Below are 13739 nucleotides of genomic sequence, written 5' to 3' on the forward strand. Positions count from 1 at the left end.
CGCCGCCCCCGGCGGCGGGTCAGGGGAGCTTGACCGCCAGGAGGTCGACCGGCCGGATGTCCGGTGCCTCGCTGAGCAGCGTCGCGGCGTTCTCCGTCAGCGCGGCCGCGATCCGGCCCCGCAGGTGCTCCTGCCGTCCCTGCTCGTCCGCGAACGTGTCGAAGATGCCGAAGGTGGTCTCGCCCTGCCGGAACGCGAACCACGTCAGCGTGTGGTCCTCCTGCCGGGCCAGCTCCAGCGCGTCCCGCAGCAGCTCCGCGACCTTCTCCGCCTGCCCGGGCCTCGCCTCGATCCGGGCCAGCAGTCCCAACGTGCTCATGTGGTGCTCCAGTTTCGTGAGGGTCGTGACGGGAGGGGTGCCGGTACCGGGCACCGGATGTCGTCCGGACCCCCCTGAATCTAGGGTGCGGCCCGGCATCCGGACAGCGTCGGGAACGGCGTGTCCGATACCGTTCCCGACATGGATGTGGCGGTGCTGGCGTACGACGGCGTATTCGACTCAGGGCTCTCGGCCCTGCTCGACGTGCTCGACGGGGCGAACGCGATGCGCGACGAGCTCCCCGAACCGCCGCCCGCCTGGACGGTGTCCACCGTCGGCTTCCGCCGGCGGATCCGCACCGGCGCGGGGCACCTGGTCGAGACCCGCCCCGTCTCCACGGCGGAGGACGCCGACCTGCTGATCGTCCCGGCGCTCGCCGAGCGCCGCCCGGACGCTCTCCTCGCACAGGTCTCGGGTCCGGCCGGGGCGCCCCTGCGGCAGCTGGTGGCCGAGACGCGGCAGCGCCGTGGGGCCGTCGCGTCGGCCTGCACGGGCACGTTCCTGCTGGCCGAGGCGGGCGTGCTCGACGGACGCCGGGCGACCACCAGCTGGTGGCTGGCGCCGTACTTCCGCACGCGCTACCCGCGGGTGACGCTCGACCAGACCCGCATGGTGACCACCTCCGACGGGGTGACGACCGCCGGCGCGGCGTTCGGCCACGTCGACCTCGCGCTGGCGGTCGTACGGATGAGGAGCCCCGCCCTCGCCGACCTCGTCGCCCGTTATCTGGTCGTCGACGAGCGGCCCTCCCAGGCCGCGTACACGATCTCCTCGGCCCTCGCGCAGAGTGATCCGACGCTGGCCGCCTTCGAGCGCTGGGCCCGGGCCCACCTGGACCAACCGCTGTCCATCGGCGACGCGGCGCGCGCCGTCGGCGTCAGCGAGCGCACCCTCCAGCGCGTCGTGCGCCGCACCCTCGGCACCTCGCCCGTCCGCTTCGTCCAGGACCTGCGCGTGGAACGCGCCTCGCATCTGCTGCGCACCACGAACCTCCCGCTCGAGGCGGTGGCCCGCAAGGTGGGCTACGAGCACGCCACCACGCTCCGCGTCCTGCTCCGCGAGCGGACGGGGGAGACGGCGAGCGCCCTGCGGGGCCGCTGACCGCCCGCCGCCCGCCGCCTGCCGGCACCCGACTCCCGCGCCCCGTACGGATTTCGGCCGTAGTCGATATTGGTTGAGTCGTTGACAGGTCCAGACCAAGGCGGGACGCTGAGAGCGCTCTCAGATCGTGCTCGATCCCCCAGTCGAACGGAGACGGAGCATGGGGAAGACACTCGAACGCCGGATCGCGGCCGCGGGCCTGTCCCTCGCCACGATCCTCGGCGGGACGCTGCTGGCGACCGGGACGGGCGCACCCGCCCACGCCGCGGTCCCGGCGACCATCCCGCTGAAGATCACCAACAACTCGGCGCGCGGTGACCAGGTGTACATCTACAACCTCGGCACCGAGCTCTCGACCGGACGGCAGGGCTGGGCCGACGCGAACGGCACCTTCCACCCCTGGCCGGCCGGGGGGAACCCGCCGACCCCCGCGCCGGACGCCTCCATCCCGGGTCCCGCCGCCGGGCAGTCCACGACCATCCGGATGCCGAAGTTCTCCGGCCGCGTGTACTTCTCGTACGGGCGGAAGCTGGTGTTCAAGCTGACCACCGGCGGGCTCGTCCAGCCAGCCGTGCAGAACCCCAGCGACCCGAACCGCGACATCCTGTTCAACTGGTCCGAGTACACGCTCAACGACGGGGGCCTGTGGCTCAACAGCACCCAGGTCGACATGTTCTCCGCGCCGTACTCGGTCGGCGTGCAGCGCCCCGACGGCAGCACCGCGAGCGCCGGCAAGCTCAAGGCGGGCGGCTACAACGCGGTGCTGAACGGACTCAGGAACCAGCCCGGCGGCTGGGGCAACCTGATCCAGACCCGCGCCGACGGCACCGTGCTGCGCGCCCTGTCCCCGCTGTACGGCCTGGAGACCGGCGCGCTGCCCGCCTCGGTGCTGGACGACTACATCAACCGGGTCTGGCAGAAGTACTCCTCGGCGACCCTGACGGTGACGCCGTTCGGCGACCAGCCCAACACCAAGTATTTCGGCCGGGTCTCGGGCGGCCTCATGCGCTTCACCAACAGCGCCGGCGCGGTCGTCACCCAGTTCGAGAAGCCGGACGCCTCCTCCGTCTTCGGCTGTCACCGCAAGCTCGACGCGCCCAACGACCAGGTGCGCGGCCCGATCTCCCGCACCCTGTGCGCCGGATTCCACCGCTCCACCCTGCTGGTCAACCCCAACCAGCCGGACACCTCCGCGGACGCCTTCTACAGGGACGCCGTCACGAACCACTACGCGCGGGTGATCCACTCCCAGATGGCCGACGGCAAGGCGTACGCGTTCGCCTTCGACGACGTCGGCCATCACGAGTCCCTCGTCCACGACGGAGACCCGCGCCAGGCCACCGTCACCCTCGAACCCTTCAGCTGAGCCCCCGTCACCCTTACCGCTCCGGCCGCCGGGAGTCCGTCCCGGCGGCCGGAGGCGTGCCGCTGCCCGGCCCGCGTCCGCTTGCAAGCGCGCCTTAAGAGCCAGTGCGTGTAGAGGGCGTACGCAACGGATGCCGCGGGGTACCCGAAGACCGACGAACGGACACGGGAAAGGGCTGTAGGCATGCAGATCGATCTGAAGGGCCGCACCGCGCTGGTGACCGGTTCCACCCAGGGCATCGGCGCGGCGATCGCCGTCGGGCTGGCCCGCTCGGGGGCGCGGGTGGGGGTCAACGGCCGCAGCCGGGACCGTGTGGAGCGCAGCGTCGCCGAGTTCAGCAGCCGGGCGCCGGGTGCCCGGCTGGTCCCGGTGGCGGCGGACGTGACCACGCAGGAGGGCGCCGACCGGGTGGCCGAGCTCCTGCCGCAGGTGGACATCCTCGTCAACAACCTCGGCATCTTCGGCTCCGCCGACCCTCTGGAGATCAGCGACGAGGAGTGGCGGCGCTACTTCGACGTCAACGTGTTGTCGGCCGTACGGCTGACACGCCAGTACCTCCCCGGCATGATCGAGCGCGGCTGGGGGCGGGTGCAGAACATCGCCAGCGACTCGGCGGTCGTGACCCCGGCCGAGATGATCCACTACGGCATGTCCAAGACGGCCCTGCTCGCGGTGAGCCGCGGGTTCGCCAAGCGGGCGGCCGGCACCGGGGTCACCGTGAACTCCGTCATGGCCGGCCCCACCCACACGGGCGGCGTGGAGAACTTCGTCCGCGAGCTGGTGGGCGAGGACCTGCCCTGGGAGGAGGCGCAGCGGGCCTTCATGCGCGAGTACCGGCCGCAGAGCCTGCTGCATCGCCTGATCGAACCGGAGGAGATCGCCAACATGGTCGTCTACCTCGCCTCCGAGCAGGCGTCGGCCACGACGGGCGGGGCGGTGCGGGTCGACGGCGGCTACGTCGACGCGATCCTGCCGTGACGGCCGTACACGGAGCCGGGGGAGTCCGCCGGGCGCGCCGGCCGAGATCATCCCAACGGCCCAAGGGCCGAACGATTCACCAGGTGAACGGGGCGTGCGGGGCCCGGCGCGCCGGGTGCCCGGCGGAATGCTGAGGGCCGTACCGACCCATCGGCGGGCGGGGGATGTCCGGTCCGCCGCCCGCACCGGCCAAGGAGTTCCCTTGAGTTTTCGCCGTACGCTGACCGGCGTCCTCGGTTCCGCCGCCCTCGCGCTGACCTCCCTCGGCGTGGTGACCGCCCACGCGGCCCCGGCCGCCGCCGACCCCTGCGGGTTCTACGAGACCAGCTCCGACGCCTACTACAACCACTGCACGTCGGACGGCTCCCGCGTGGTGATCCAGGTGCGGGTCGCCTACGCCGCCGACTACGAGCGCTGTGTGGCGCCGGGCCGGACCTGGCTCGGCTCCGCCGCCAAGATCCAGGGCGCGCACTACGTCGGCCGCACCTGCTGACGGATCCGCAGAGCGCGTCGGGGTCAGGCCCCGTCCCCACCGGCCGTGGTGGGGGCGGGGCCTGACCGTCGTCCGGGTCAGTCGTGCTGCCGGGCGGCCGCCCGGCGGGTGCGCTCGTAGTGGCGCCTGGCCTTCATGCGGTTGCCGCACAGGGCCATCGAGCACCAGCGCCCCTTGTTCGTCTTGCTGCGGTCCAGGAGGAACCGCCGGCACTCGTCGTTGGCGCAGGGGCGCAGCCTGCCGGGCATGGCCTCCTGGAGCGCGCCCCAGGTCAGTACCGCCCGCACCGCCAGCCGCCGGTCGGCGGGCGGCCTCGGCTCCCAGGTCACGCCGTCGGCGTCGACGCGGGGATGGGACGTCACGCCCTCCAGCAGCGGGCCCAGGGCGGTGGCGGGGACGTCGCCGCGCACCACCCGCTGCAGCAGGTCGCGTGCCTCGACGAGATGCCGGCGCTCCGCGGCGGTGCCGCTGCCGCCGTGTGCCCGCTGCCAGGCGCGGGCGGACCCGGGGTCGGCCAGCAGGTCCTCGGGGGAGCCGTCGGTCACGGGGGTGCTGTTCAGGAGCTCCAGCAACGTGTCCTGCTCCGTGTGTCCGCTCTCCATACCGCCTCCTCACCGCCTGTTCGCCCTGCGCAGGCTACAACGTGCCTCCACCTCTCGATCGTAACCCTTAAAACCATGTTGACAGGTTAGGTCGGCCGTGGTCGACTGTGCGTATAACCGGTGAACGGCTCCAGAGGGGTTAGCGCAATGGAGTACACAGTGCACCACCGCACCGCCACCGTCGACGGCCTCGAGGTCTTCTACCGGGAAGCCGGCGACCCGGGCGCGCCCACCGTCGTCCTGCTGCACGGCTTCCCGACCAGCTCGCACATGTTCCGCGCACTGATCCCGGCGCTCGCCGACCGCTTCCACGTCATCGCCCCGGACCACATCGGGTTCGGCCGGTCCGCGATGCCCGCGCTCCAGGACTTCCCGTACACCTTCGACGCGCTCGCCGACGTCACCGAGGGGCTGCTGCGGCAGCTGGGCGTCGACCGGTTCGCGATGTACGTGCAGGACTACGGCGCTCCGATCGGCTGGCGCCTCGCCCTGCGGAGCCCCGGCCGGATCACCGCGATCGTCACCCAGAACGGCAACGCCTACGAGCAGGGGCTCGTCCCGTCGTTCTGGAAGGACGTCTTCGCCTACGGCGAGCACCCCGGCCCCGACACCGAGGCCCCCGTGCGGACCGCACTCACCCTGGAGGGTGTGCGGTGGCAGTACCTCACCGGTGTCCCGGACCCGAGCCTCGTCAGCCCCGACACCTGGGCCCACGACCTGGCTCTGCTGGACCGGCCCGGCAACGACCGGATCCAGCTGAAGCTGTTCCGCGACTACCTCACGAACGTGGCCCTCTACCCGAAGGTCCACCAGTACTTCCGCGACACGCAGGTCCCGCTGCTCGCCGTCTGGGGGGCCAACGACCCGATCTTCGGCCCGGCGGGGGCGGAGGCGTTCCGGCAGGACCTGCCCGGCGCTCAGGTCCGTCTGCTGGACACCGGGCACTTCGCCCTGGAATCGCACCTGGGCGCCGTCGCCGGGGCCATGCGCGACTTCCTCGACCGCGCCCTGGGATGACCGCGTGCACCGTAGCGACGGCAGAAGGAGAGGAGACGGTCCCCATGAACACGTCGGGCTTCCATGAGGGGGAGCGCGCCGTCCAGGCACGGGCGGGCGCCACGGAGGAGGCCGCCCGGCTGCACGGCATGCTGCGGCCGCCGTGGCTGGGCGGCGGGCTGCGGGCCGCCCTCGCCGCGCGGACCTTTGCCGTCCTCACCGCCCGCGACCGGGACGGGACGCTGTGGACCTCCCCCCTCACCGGGGAGCCGGGCTTCCTGGACGGGGACGGCACCACCCTCACCGTGGCCGCCGCGCCCCCGGCGGATGACCCGCTGCACGCCCTGCCCGTTCCGCAACCCGCCGGGCTGCTCGCGATCGACCTCGGTCTGCGCCGCCGCATCCGGGTCAACGGCCGGCTGACGGACGGCACGGACGGCGAGCTGACCATCGAGGCCGAGCAGGCGTTCGGCAACTGCCCCGCCCACATCCGCCCCCGCCTCCTCGCCCCGGACACCACCGCCCCGGCGGGCGCATCGGCCCCCGCGGCCGTCCGGGGCGCGCTCGACGAGCGGGACCGCGAACTGATCGCGCGCGCCGACACCTTCTTCCTCGGCACGACCCATCCCACTCGGGGCATCGACGCCTCCCACAAGGGCGGTGCTCCCGGCTTCGTGCGGATCGAGGGCGGGGAGCTCTGGTGGCCCGACTACGCCGGGAACAACCTCTTCACCAGCCTCGGCAACCTCACCGTCGACCCGGCCGCGGCCCTGCTGTTCCTCGACTTCACGACCGGCCGGACACTGCACCTCAGCGGTGAGGCGACGGTGGAGTGGCACGAACCGGCGGCCGCCGGGGACGAAGGCGGCACCGGGCGCCGGGTCCGGTTCCGGCCCCGGCGGGTGCGCGGCGGCCGCGTCCCGCTGCGCGAGGCGACTGCTCGGCCGTGATCGACATGAGCCCGCCCGCCGGACCGTCTTGACTGGTACCGGAAGGAGTGTCCGGATGCCCTCACTGCTGTCGGTGAACGTGGGAATGCCGAAGGACGTGCCCTGGCAGGGCAGAACCGTCCGCACGGGCGTGTGGAAGCACCCCGTGCCCGGCCCGGTGATGGCCCGCCGGCTCAACCTCGACGGCGACGGCCAGGGGGACACCCAGGGCCACGGCGGGGAGCAGCGCGCGGTGCTCGTCTACCAGATCGACTCCTACCGGTACTGGCAGCGGTACCTCGGGCGGGACGACTTCGTCCCCGGGCAGTTCGGGGAGAACCTCACCGTCGACGGACTGCCCGACGACGAGGTCTGCATCGGCGACCGCTACCGGATCGGCGAGGCGGAGTTCGAGGTCACCCAGCCCCGCGTGACCTGCTACCGCGTCGGACTGCGGCTGGGCGTACCCGAGATGCCCGCGCTGCTCGTCGCCCACCACCGGCCCGGCTTCTACATGCGGGTCGTCCGGGAAGGGCTGATCCGGGCGGGCGACCCGATCGTCCGGACCCGGTCCGGCCCCGGCGCGCTCAGCGTCGCCGACACGGACGCCCTGCTCTATCTCCCCGGCCGGGACCCCGCCCTGCTGCGGCGCGCGCTCGCCATCCCCGCGCTCAGCCCCGGCTGGCAGGGTTCCTTCCGTGACCTGCTGGCCGCGGAGGACGGGGAGCCCGCCGCCGACGGGCCCGCCTGGGACGGGTTCCGGACCCTGCGCGTGTCCGACGTGGTCGCCGAGACGGACACGGTCGTCTCCCTCCGCCTGACCTCGACCGACGGGACGCCGCTGCCCGACGCCCGGGCCGGCCAGTACCTCACGGTGCGGGTCCCGGGCGCCGGACCGTCCGCACCGATCCGCAGCTACTCGCTCTCCGCGGTGCCCGGCGCCGACGGCTACCGCATCAGCGTCAAACGCGAACCGCACGGCACCGCCAGCGGCTACCTGACGACGGCGCTGCGGCCGGGATCCGTCCTCGACGTCGCGGCGCCGCGCGGCGACTTCGTCCTGGACGGCGGTACGGAACCGGTGCTCCTGGTCTCCGCCGGCATCGGCGTCACCCCCGTCCTGGCGATGCTGCACGAGCTCGCCGCCCGTTCCCCGGACCGGGACGTCTGGTGGCTGCACGGCGCCCGCGGCCCGCGCGAGCACCCCCTGGCCGCCGAGGCCCATGCCGTGCTCGCCGCCCTGCCGCACGCGCACGAGCACGTCTTCTACAGCGCGGCCACCCCCGGGGAGCGCCGCCGGGGCCACGCGTCCCCGGGACGCCTCACCCCGGACGCCGTCCGGGCCCTCGGCGTGCCGCCCGGGGCGAGCGCCTACGTCTGCGGGCCCGCCTCGTTCATGGCCGACATGGGGCGGGCCCTCGCCGACGCCGGCGTCGACCCGGCCCGCGTCCACACCGAACTCTTCGCGACCCTGCCGCCGGTCACCCCCGGCCTCGCCGGGACCGCGGCCCCGTCCCCGCACCCGCCGCCCGGCCCGCCCGGCACCGGACCGCGGGTCACCTTCGCCCGCAGCGGTGTGACGACGCCGTTCCCCGACGGGGCACGCAGCCTGCTCGAACTCGCCGACGCCTGCGACGTACCGGCCCGCTGGAGCTGCCGGACCGGGGTGTGCCACACCTGTGTCACCCCGGTCCTGTCGGGCGAGGTCGGCTACGCGCCCGCGCCCCTCGAGCCGCCGGCGGCCGGACAGGCCCTCATCTGCTGCTCCCGGCCGCGCACCGACGTCGTCCTGGACATGTGAGTCAGGCGGGGCCGCCGCGCAGGAGGGCGAACTCGGCGTTCAGCTCGCGCAGGAACCGCACGACGACGGCCAGTTCCTCGGGGGAGAAGCGGCCCATGGCCGCGGCGGTGCGCTCCGCCAGAGGACGGAAGTAGTCCCGGGCGACGGCCTTCGCCGGCTCGGCGTAGTGCAGGTGCACCACCCGGCGGTCGCCCGCCGCCCGGACGCGGTGGATGTGCCCCGCCCGCTCCAGGCGGTCGAGGCACGCCGTGACGGCTCCGGACGTCAGGTTGAGCTGCCGGCGCAGCCGGCCGGGCGTCATCGGGCCGGCCTCGGGATCGGCGTCGAGGATGGCGATGAGCGCCTGCATGTCGGTCAGATGCAGTCCCTGCGCCTGCGCGAACTCCTGCGCGATGCGGTTGAACTCGCTGTTCATCCGGCGCAGAAGGACGGCGAACGACTGCAACCCAGTCGGGTCGTCCGCCGGAACAGTGGGGGAGGGCACCTCGGAACCGCTCATGAGTGCAGTATAAGATCACTCAATGATTGAGATACTTTGCCATTGAGTTAACTCGACTACCGCTTGGGATGCTCATGAGAACCGCACCGCGCTGGGCCCGGTGGCTCGTCCCTGCCGTCCTGCTGCTCGTCTGGCTGGGCGTCGGCGGCGCGCTCGGACCCTACGCAGGCAAGCTGGGCGAGGTGGCCACCAACGACCAGGCCTCCTTCCTGCCCCAGAGCGCCGAGTCCACCCAGGTGCTCGAGGAGCGGGAGGCCTTCGACCAGTCCGAGACCCTGCCCGCCGTCGTCGTCTGGACGGCGGACGGTGAGCGCGTCTCCAGGGCCGAGCAGGCCGAGGCCACCCGGGCCGTCGCCGCACTCGCCGGCGAGCCCGGCATCGTGGGCCGCCCCTCGCCCGCGCTGCCCTCCGACGACGGTGAGGCGCTGCAGGCCGTCGTCCAGCTGAGGCCCGACCTCGGCGACGACCTGGGGCCCACCCTGGACTCGGTCCGGGAAGCCGCCGGGAGCGTGTCCGGCACCACGGCGCAGATCGCCGGCCCGGCCGCTGGCCAGGCCGATCTGTCGGACGCCTTCGCGGGCATCGACGGGCTGCTCCTCGGCGTGGCCCTCGGCGCCGTCCTGGTGATCCTGCTGCTGGTCTACCGCAGCGTGCTGCTTCCGCTCCTGATCATCCTCGGCTCCGTCTTCGCCCTCGGGCTGGCCTGCGCCGTGGTCTACGTCCTGGCCGACCACGACGTCGTCCGGGTCGACGGGCAGGTGCAGGGCATCCTCTCCATCCTGGTGATCGGCGCCGCCACCGACTACGCCCTCCTGCTGGCCGCCCGCTTCCGGGAGGAACTGGCCCGCGGCGCGGACCGGGCCGCCGCCGCGCTCGCCGCGGTGCGCCGCTCCTTCGGCGCCATCACCGCCAGCGCGGCCACCGTCGCGCTCGGCCTGCTGGCCCTGCTCGCCAGCGACCTCACCAACAACCGCGCGCTCGGCCCGGTCGGCGCCATCGGCATCGTGTGCGCCGTGCTCTCCACGCTCACCTTCCTGCCTGCCGTGCTGGCCCTCCTCGGGCGCGCCGCCTACTGGCCGTCGAAGCCGCGGCCACCCGAGGAGTCCGCGCAGGGCCGCGGCGTGTGGCGCCGGGTCGCCGCCACGGTGGACGGGCGGCCGCGCCGCACCTGGGTGGTGACCGTCCTGATCCTCGCCGTCTTCGCGGCCTTCTCGCCCCAGCTGTCCTCCAAGGGCGTGCCGCTCGACGAGATCTTCGTCAACGACGCGCCGTCGGTGGCCGCCCAGCGCACGCTCGGCGAGCACTTTCCCGGCGGCTCCGGCAATCCGGCCGTCATCATCGCCGCCGCCGACCGCGTGGACGAGGTGACCGCCGCGGCCGAGAAGACCGAGGGCGTGGCGTCCGCCGGCGCCGTCTCCACGTCCGGCCGGCCCGGCGGCGGGGACCCCCTCGTCGTCGACGGACGCGTCCGCGTCGACGCCACCCTGAAGGCCGCCGCCGACAGCGACGCCGCCAAGGCGGCCGTCGAGCGGCTGCGCGCCGGGGTGCACGCGATCCCCGGCGCCGACGCCCTGGTCGGCGGCTACACGGCGCAGCAGTACGACACCCAGGAGACCGCCGCCCGGGACCGCACGGTCATCGTGCCGGTCGTGCTCGCGATCATCCTGCTGATCCTCATGCTCCTGCTGCGCTCCCTGCTCGTCCCGGTGCTGCTCGTCGCGACCGTGGCCCTGAACTTCCTGGCGACGCTCGGGGTGTCCACGCTCGTCTTCGAGCACCTGCTCGGCTTCAGCGGCACGGACGCCTCGGTCCCGCTGTACGGCTTCGTCTTCCTGGTCGCCCTCGGTGTGGACTACAACATCTTCCTGATGTCCCGGGTCCGCGAGGAGGCGCTGCTGCACGGCCACCGGGAGGGTGTGCTGCGCGGCCTGACCACCACCGGAGGCGTGATCACCTCCGCGGGCGTGGTGCTCGCCGCGACCTTCGCGGCCCTCATGGTGATCCCGCTGGCGTTCCTCGTGCAGATCGCGTTCATCGTCGCCTTCGGCGTCCTGCTGGACACCCTCGTGGTCCGCTCCCTGCTGGTCCCCGCGCTGATGATCGACATCGGGCGGCGGGCGTGGTGGCCCAGCTCCCTCGCCCGGCGCGAGACCGAGCCGGCGGAGGCGGTCAAGGAGATGGTGTGACAGCGGGCGGGGGCCCCTGCGGACAGGCGGGGAGCCCCCGCCCTCCTCCGGGGCCCCTTTTCCGAACCGCATACGCTCTTGCCCATGACGCAAGACGACGGCGACCTCGACACCCTGGTCCGCAGACGCATCCGAGCCCTGCGCGTGGCCCAGGGCTGGTCCCTGGAGGAGCTGGCCACCCGCGCCCGGGTCAGCCAGTCCACGCTCAGCAGGATCGAGAACGGGCAGCGCCGGCTCGCGCTGGACCAGCTCGTCACCCTCGCCCGGGCCCTGGACACCACCCTCGACCAGCTCGTGGAGACCGCCACCGACGACGTGATCGTCAACCCGACCGTCGACGCGGCCCACACCCAGAAGCGCTGGCCCGTCAGGGCGGAACCGGGCATGACCGTCGTCCGCCGGCGCCTGACCGGCCCGCCGCCCGACAACCCGGCGCAGATGCGCGCGCACCCGGGCCGCGAATGGCTCGTCGTGCTCTCCGGCACCGCCGTCCTGCTCCTCGGCAACCGGCGTCTGCGCGTCGAGACCGACCAGGCGGCGGAGTTCCCCACGATGCTGCCGCACGCCATCGGCGCCGACGGCGGGCCCTGCGAGATCCTCGGCATCTTCGACCGCGACGCCCGCCGCGGCCACCAGGGCCGCCGGGACACGCGTCCGGCGTCGTGACGTCTTGCGTCCCGCGCATACGCACGGTCCAGCGGTTTGCGCATCCCGGCACGCGGACCGTCCCCGTCGCCGGGCGCACCTAGCGTGAGGCCATGAGCCACACCCCAGCACACTGCCGGGCCGGCGCCCCCGCCGAGCACACCGGCCACCACCACGCCAGCGACCAGGCGGAGATCCTCGACCTGGACGCGGACGTCCTCGCCCGGCACACCGCGTCCATCGCCGCATGGCTGCCCGTCGAGGCCGCCCCCCGGCACATCCTCGACCTCGGCTGCGGAACCGGAGCCGGCACCCTCACCCTGCTCGAACGCTTCCCCACGGCCCGGGTCACGGCCGTCGACGCCTCCACCACGCACCTGGACCGGCTGCGCGAGCACGCCGCCGCGGCCGGAGCCGCCGACCGCGTCCGCCTCGTCGAGGCCGACCTCGACGCGACGCCGTGGCCCGGCCTGGACCCCCCCGACCTCGTCTGGGCCTCCGCCTCCCTGCACCACCTCGCCGACCCCGACCGCGCCCTGCGTCAGGTGCGTGAACTGCTCGCGCCGCAAGGGCTGTTCGCCGTCGTCGAACTGGCGGGCTTCCCCCGGTTCCTGCCGCCGGACGCCCCGCGGGAGGCGCCCGGCCTGGAGGAGCGGTTCCATGGGGCCCGGGACCACCACCACGCCGCCCGCCTCCCCCATCGCGGAGCCGACTGGGGGGACAAGCTCACGCACGCCGGCTTCACCCTCGCCGGACAGCGCACCGTCGACGTGGAGATCGGCCCGCCCGCCCCCGAGGCCGTACGCCGCTACGCCCTCGCCGGCTGGACCCGGATGCGCGGCAACGCCGCCGCCACGCTGGACGCCCGGGACCTGGCCGCGTTCGACGCCCTCCTCGACCCCGGCAGCCCCGACGGCCTCCTGCACCGCCCCGACCTGACGCTGCGCACCCGCCGCCAGGTGTGGGCGGCCCGCCGCGGCTGAATCACGGATACAGTTCCCGGCCACGGAAAGGAGCCGGGATGAACGGGCCGACGGAACTGTACGGTCTCGCCGCCGGTCTGGTGATCGCCCTCGTCACGGCGCCGGTGGGGGTGTCGGGCGCCGTGTTCCTGCTGCCGGTGCAGCTCAGCGTGTTCGGCGTGCCCAGCCCGGCGGTCACGCCCACCAATCTGCTCTACAACGTGGTCGCCGGCCCCGGCGCCCTCCTGCGGTACCGGCGGGAGGGCACCCTGGGCGGACCTCTCGTACGGCTGCTGGTGCTGGGCACCCTCCCCGGCGTGGTGATCGGCGCCTGCGTACGGGTCTTCGCCGTCCCCGGCGCCACCGTCTTCCGGCTCCTGGTGGCCGGGCTGCTCACCCCGCTGGGCCTGTGGCTCGTCGCCCGCACCCTGCGGCCCGCCCGGACGCCCCGGCGCGCGGAGCCGTCGCCGCGCGCCGTCACCGCGCTGGCCCTGGCGGTCGGCATCGTCGGCGGGATCTATGGCATCGGCGGCGGCTCCCTGCTCGGTCCGGTCCTCGTGGGGAGCGGCATGCCGGTCGCCGTGGTCGCCCCGGCCGCCCTCGCGTCCACCTTCGCGACGTCCGTGGTGGGTGCGGCGGCCTTCGCCGTGCTGTCGCTCACCGGCCCGGGCGACGTCGCCCCCGACTGGTCCCTCGGCCTGGCCTGCGGCGTCGGCGGTCTGATCGGCGGCTACCTCGGCGCGTACCTCCAGCCCCGGCTGCCGGAGCGGGCGCTGCGCCTGCTCCTCGGCGCCCTGGCCGCCGGCGTCGGCGGCCTGTACGTGGTGCGGGGCCTGGGCTGAGCGGGCGTCAACCGGCCCGG

General features: G+C 73.9%; 14 protein-coding genes. 11 read left to right on the forward strand and 3 right to left on the reverse strand.

The window, feature by feature from the left end:
- Positions 1 to 19 precede the first annotated feature (19 nt).
- A complete protein-coding gene (locus ACFRAC_RS23800; protein ID WP_382927044.1) occupies positions 20 to 319 on the reverse strand; it encodes a putative quinol monooxygenase in 300 nt (99 codons plus the stop codon).
- A gap of 141 nt (positions 320 to 460) precedes the next feature.
- Here ACFRAC_RS23800 and ACFRAC_RS23805 point away from each other — a divergent pair, with 141 nt between their 5' ends.
- From ACFRAC_RS23805 to ACFRAC_RS23820, 4 genes are all read left to right on the forward strand, one after another.
- Positions 461 to 1420 (forward strand): GlxA family transcriptional regulator, encoded by a 960-nt coding sequence (locus ACFRAC_RS23805; protein ID WP_382927047.1) that lies wholly within the window; start codon positions 461 to 463, stop codon positions 1418 to 1420.
- Positions 1421 to 1580: 160 nt separating this feature from the next.
- Positions 1581 to 2786, forward strand: a complete 1206-nt coding sequence (locus ACFRAC_RS23810) for a glycoside hydrolase family 64 protein (RefSeq protein WP_382927051.1) — start codon at positions 1581 to 1583, stop codon at positions 2784 to 2786.
- Between the two features lie 183 nt (positions 2787 to 2969).
- Positions 2970 to 3764, forward strand: a complete 795-nt coding sequence (locus tag ACFRAC_RS23815; protein WP_382927055.1) for an SDR family NAD(P)-dependent oxidoreductase — start codon at positions 2970 to 2972, stop codon at positions 3762 to 3764.
- Positions 3765 to 3966: 202 nt separating this feature from the next.
- Positions 3967 to 4257, forward strand: coding sequence for a DUF6355 family natural product biosynthesis protein (locus ACFRAC_RS23820; protein ID WP_382927060.1), 291 nt, complete (start codon positions 3967 to 3969; stop codon positions 4255 to 4257).
- 77 nt (positions 4258 to 4334) lie between these two features.
- Here the strand turns inward: ACFRAC_RS23820 and ACFRAC_RS23825 are convergent, their stop codons facing one another.
- Positions 4335 to 4859 (reverse strand): CGNR zinc finger domain-containing protein, encoded by a 525-nt coding sequence (locus tag ACFRAC_RS23825; protein ID WP_382927063.1) that lies wholly within the window; start codon positions 4857 to 4859, stop codon positions 4335 to 4337.
- A 147-nt stretch (positions 4860 to 5006) separates the two neighbouring features.
- Between ACFRAC_RS23825 and ACFRAC_RS23830 the strand changes: the two genes are divergently transcribed.
- Genes ACFRAC_RS23830 through ACFRAC_RS23840 form a run of 3 tightly spaced genes read left to right on the forward strand, consistent with a single transcriptional unit; the run spans position 5007 to position 8585 of the window.
- Positions 5007 to 5876 (forward strand): alpha/beta fold hydrolase, encoded by an 870-nt coding sequence (locus tag ACFRAC_RS23830; RefSeq protein ID WP_382927066.1) that lies wholly within the window; start codon positions 5007 to 5009, stop codon positions 5874 to 5876.
- 44 nt (positions 5877 to 5920) lie between these two features.
- The gene (locus ACFRAC_RS23835; protein WP_382927069.1) at positions 5921 to 6805 is read left to right on the forward strand and encodes a pyridoxamine 5'-phosphate oxidase family protein; all 885 of its coding nucleotides are present in this window, start codon (positions 5921 to 5923) and stop codon (positions 6803 to 6805) included.
- A gap of 55 nt (positions 6806 to 6860) precedes the next feature.
- Positions 6861 to 8585: an MOSC domain-containing protein gene (locus ACFRAC_RS23840; protein WP_382927074.1), complete on the forward strand. Its 1725-nt coding sequence runs from the start codon at positions 6861 to 6863 to the stop codon at positions 8583 to 8585.
- 1 nt (position 8586) lies between these two features.
- On the opposite strand, the gene ACFRAC_RS23845 is transcribed toward ACFRAC_RS23840, so the two are convergent.
- Positions 8587 to 9084, reverse strand: coding sequence for a MarR family winged helix-turn-helix transcriptional regulator (locus tag ACFRAC_RS23845; protein WP_382927076.1), 498 nt, complete (start codon positions 9082 to 9084; stop codon positions 8587 to 8589).
- A gap of 74 nt (positions 9085 to 9158) precedes the next feature.
- Between ACFRAC_RS23845 and ACFRAC_RS23850 the strand changes: the two genes are divergently transcribed.
- From ACFRAC_RS23850 to ACFRAC_RS23865, 4 genes are all read left to right on the forward strand, one after another.
- Positions 9159 to 11270, forward strand: coding sequence for an MMPL family transporter (locus ACFRAC_RS23850; RefSeq protein WP_382927078.1), 2112 nt, complete (start codon positions 9159 to 9161; stop codon positions 11268 to 11270).
- An 84-nt stretch (positions 11271 to 11354) separates the two neighbouring features.
- Complete coding sequence (locus ACFRAC_RS23855) at positions 11355 to 11936, forward strand: helix-turn-helix domain-containing protein (RefSeq protein ID WP_382927080.1); 582 nt, start codon at positions 11355 to 11357, stop codon at positions 11934 to 11936.
- Positions 11937 to 12028: 92 nt separating this feature from the next.
- Positions 12029 to 12898 carry a class I SAM-dependent methyltransferase gene (locus ACFRAC_RS23860; RefSeq protein ID WP_382927082.1) on the forward strand — a complete coding sequence of 290 codons (870 nt, stop codon included), beginning with the start codon at positions 12029 to 12031 and terminating at the stop codon, positions 12896 to 12898.
- A 38-nt stretch (positions 12899 to 12936) separates the two neighbouring features.
- Positions 12937 to 13719: a sulfite exporter TauE/SafE family protein gene (locus tag ACFRAC_RS23865; protein ID WP_382927085.1), complete on the forward strand. Its 783-nt coding sequence runs from the start codon at positions 12937 to 12939 to the stop codon at positions 13717 to 13719.
- Positions 13720 to 13739: the final 20 nt, after the last annotated feature.

The sequence above is a fragment of the Streptomyces sp. NPDC056628 genome (genome assembly GCF_042792555.1).
Classification (GTDB): domain Bacteria; phylum Actinomycetota; class Actinomycetes; order Streptomycetales; family Streptomycetaceae; genus Streptomyces.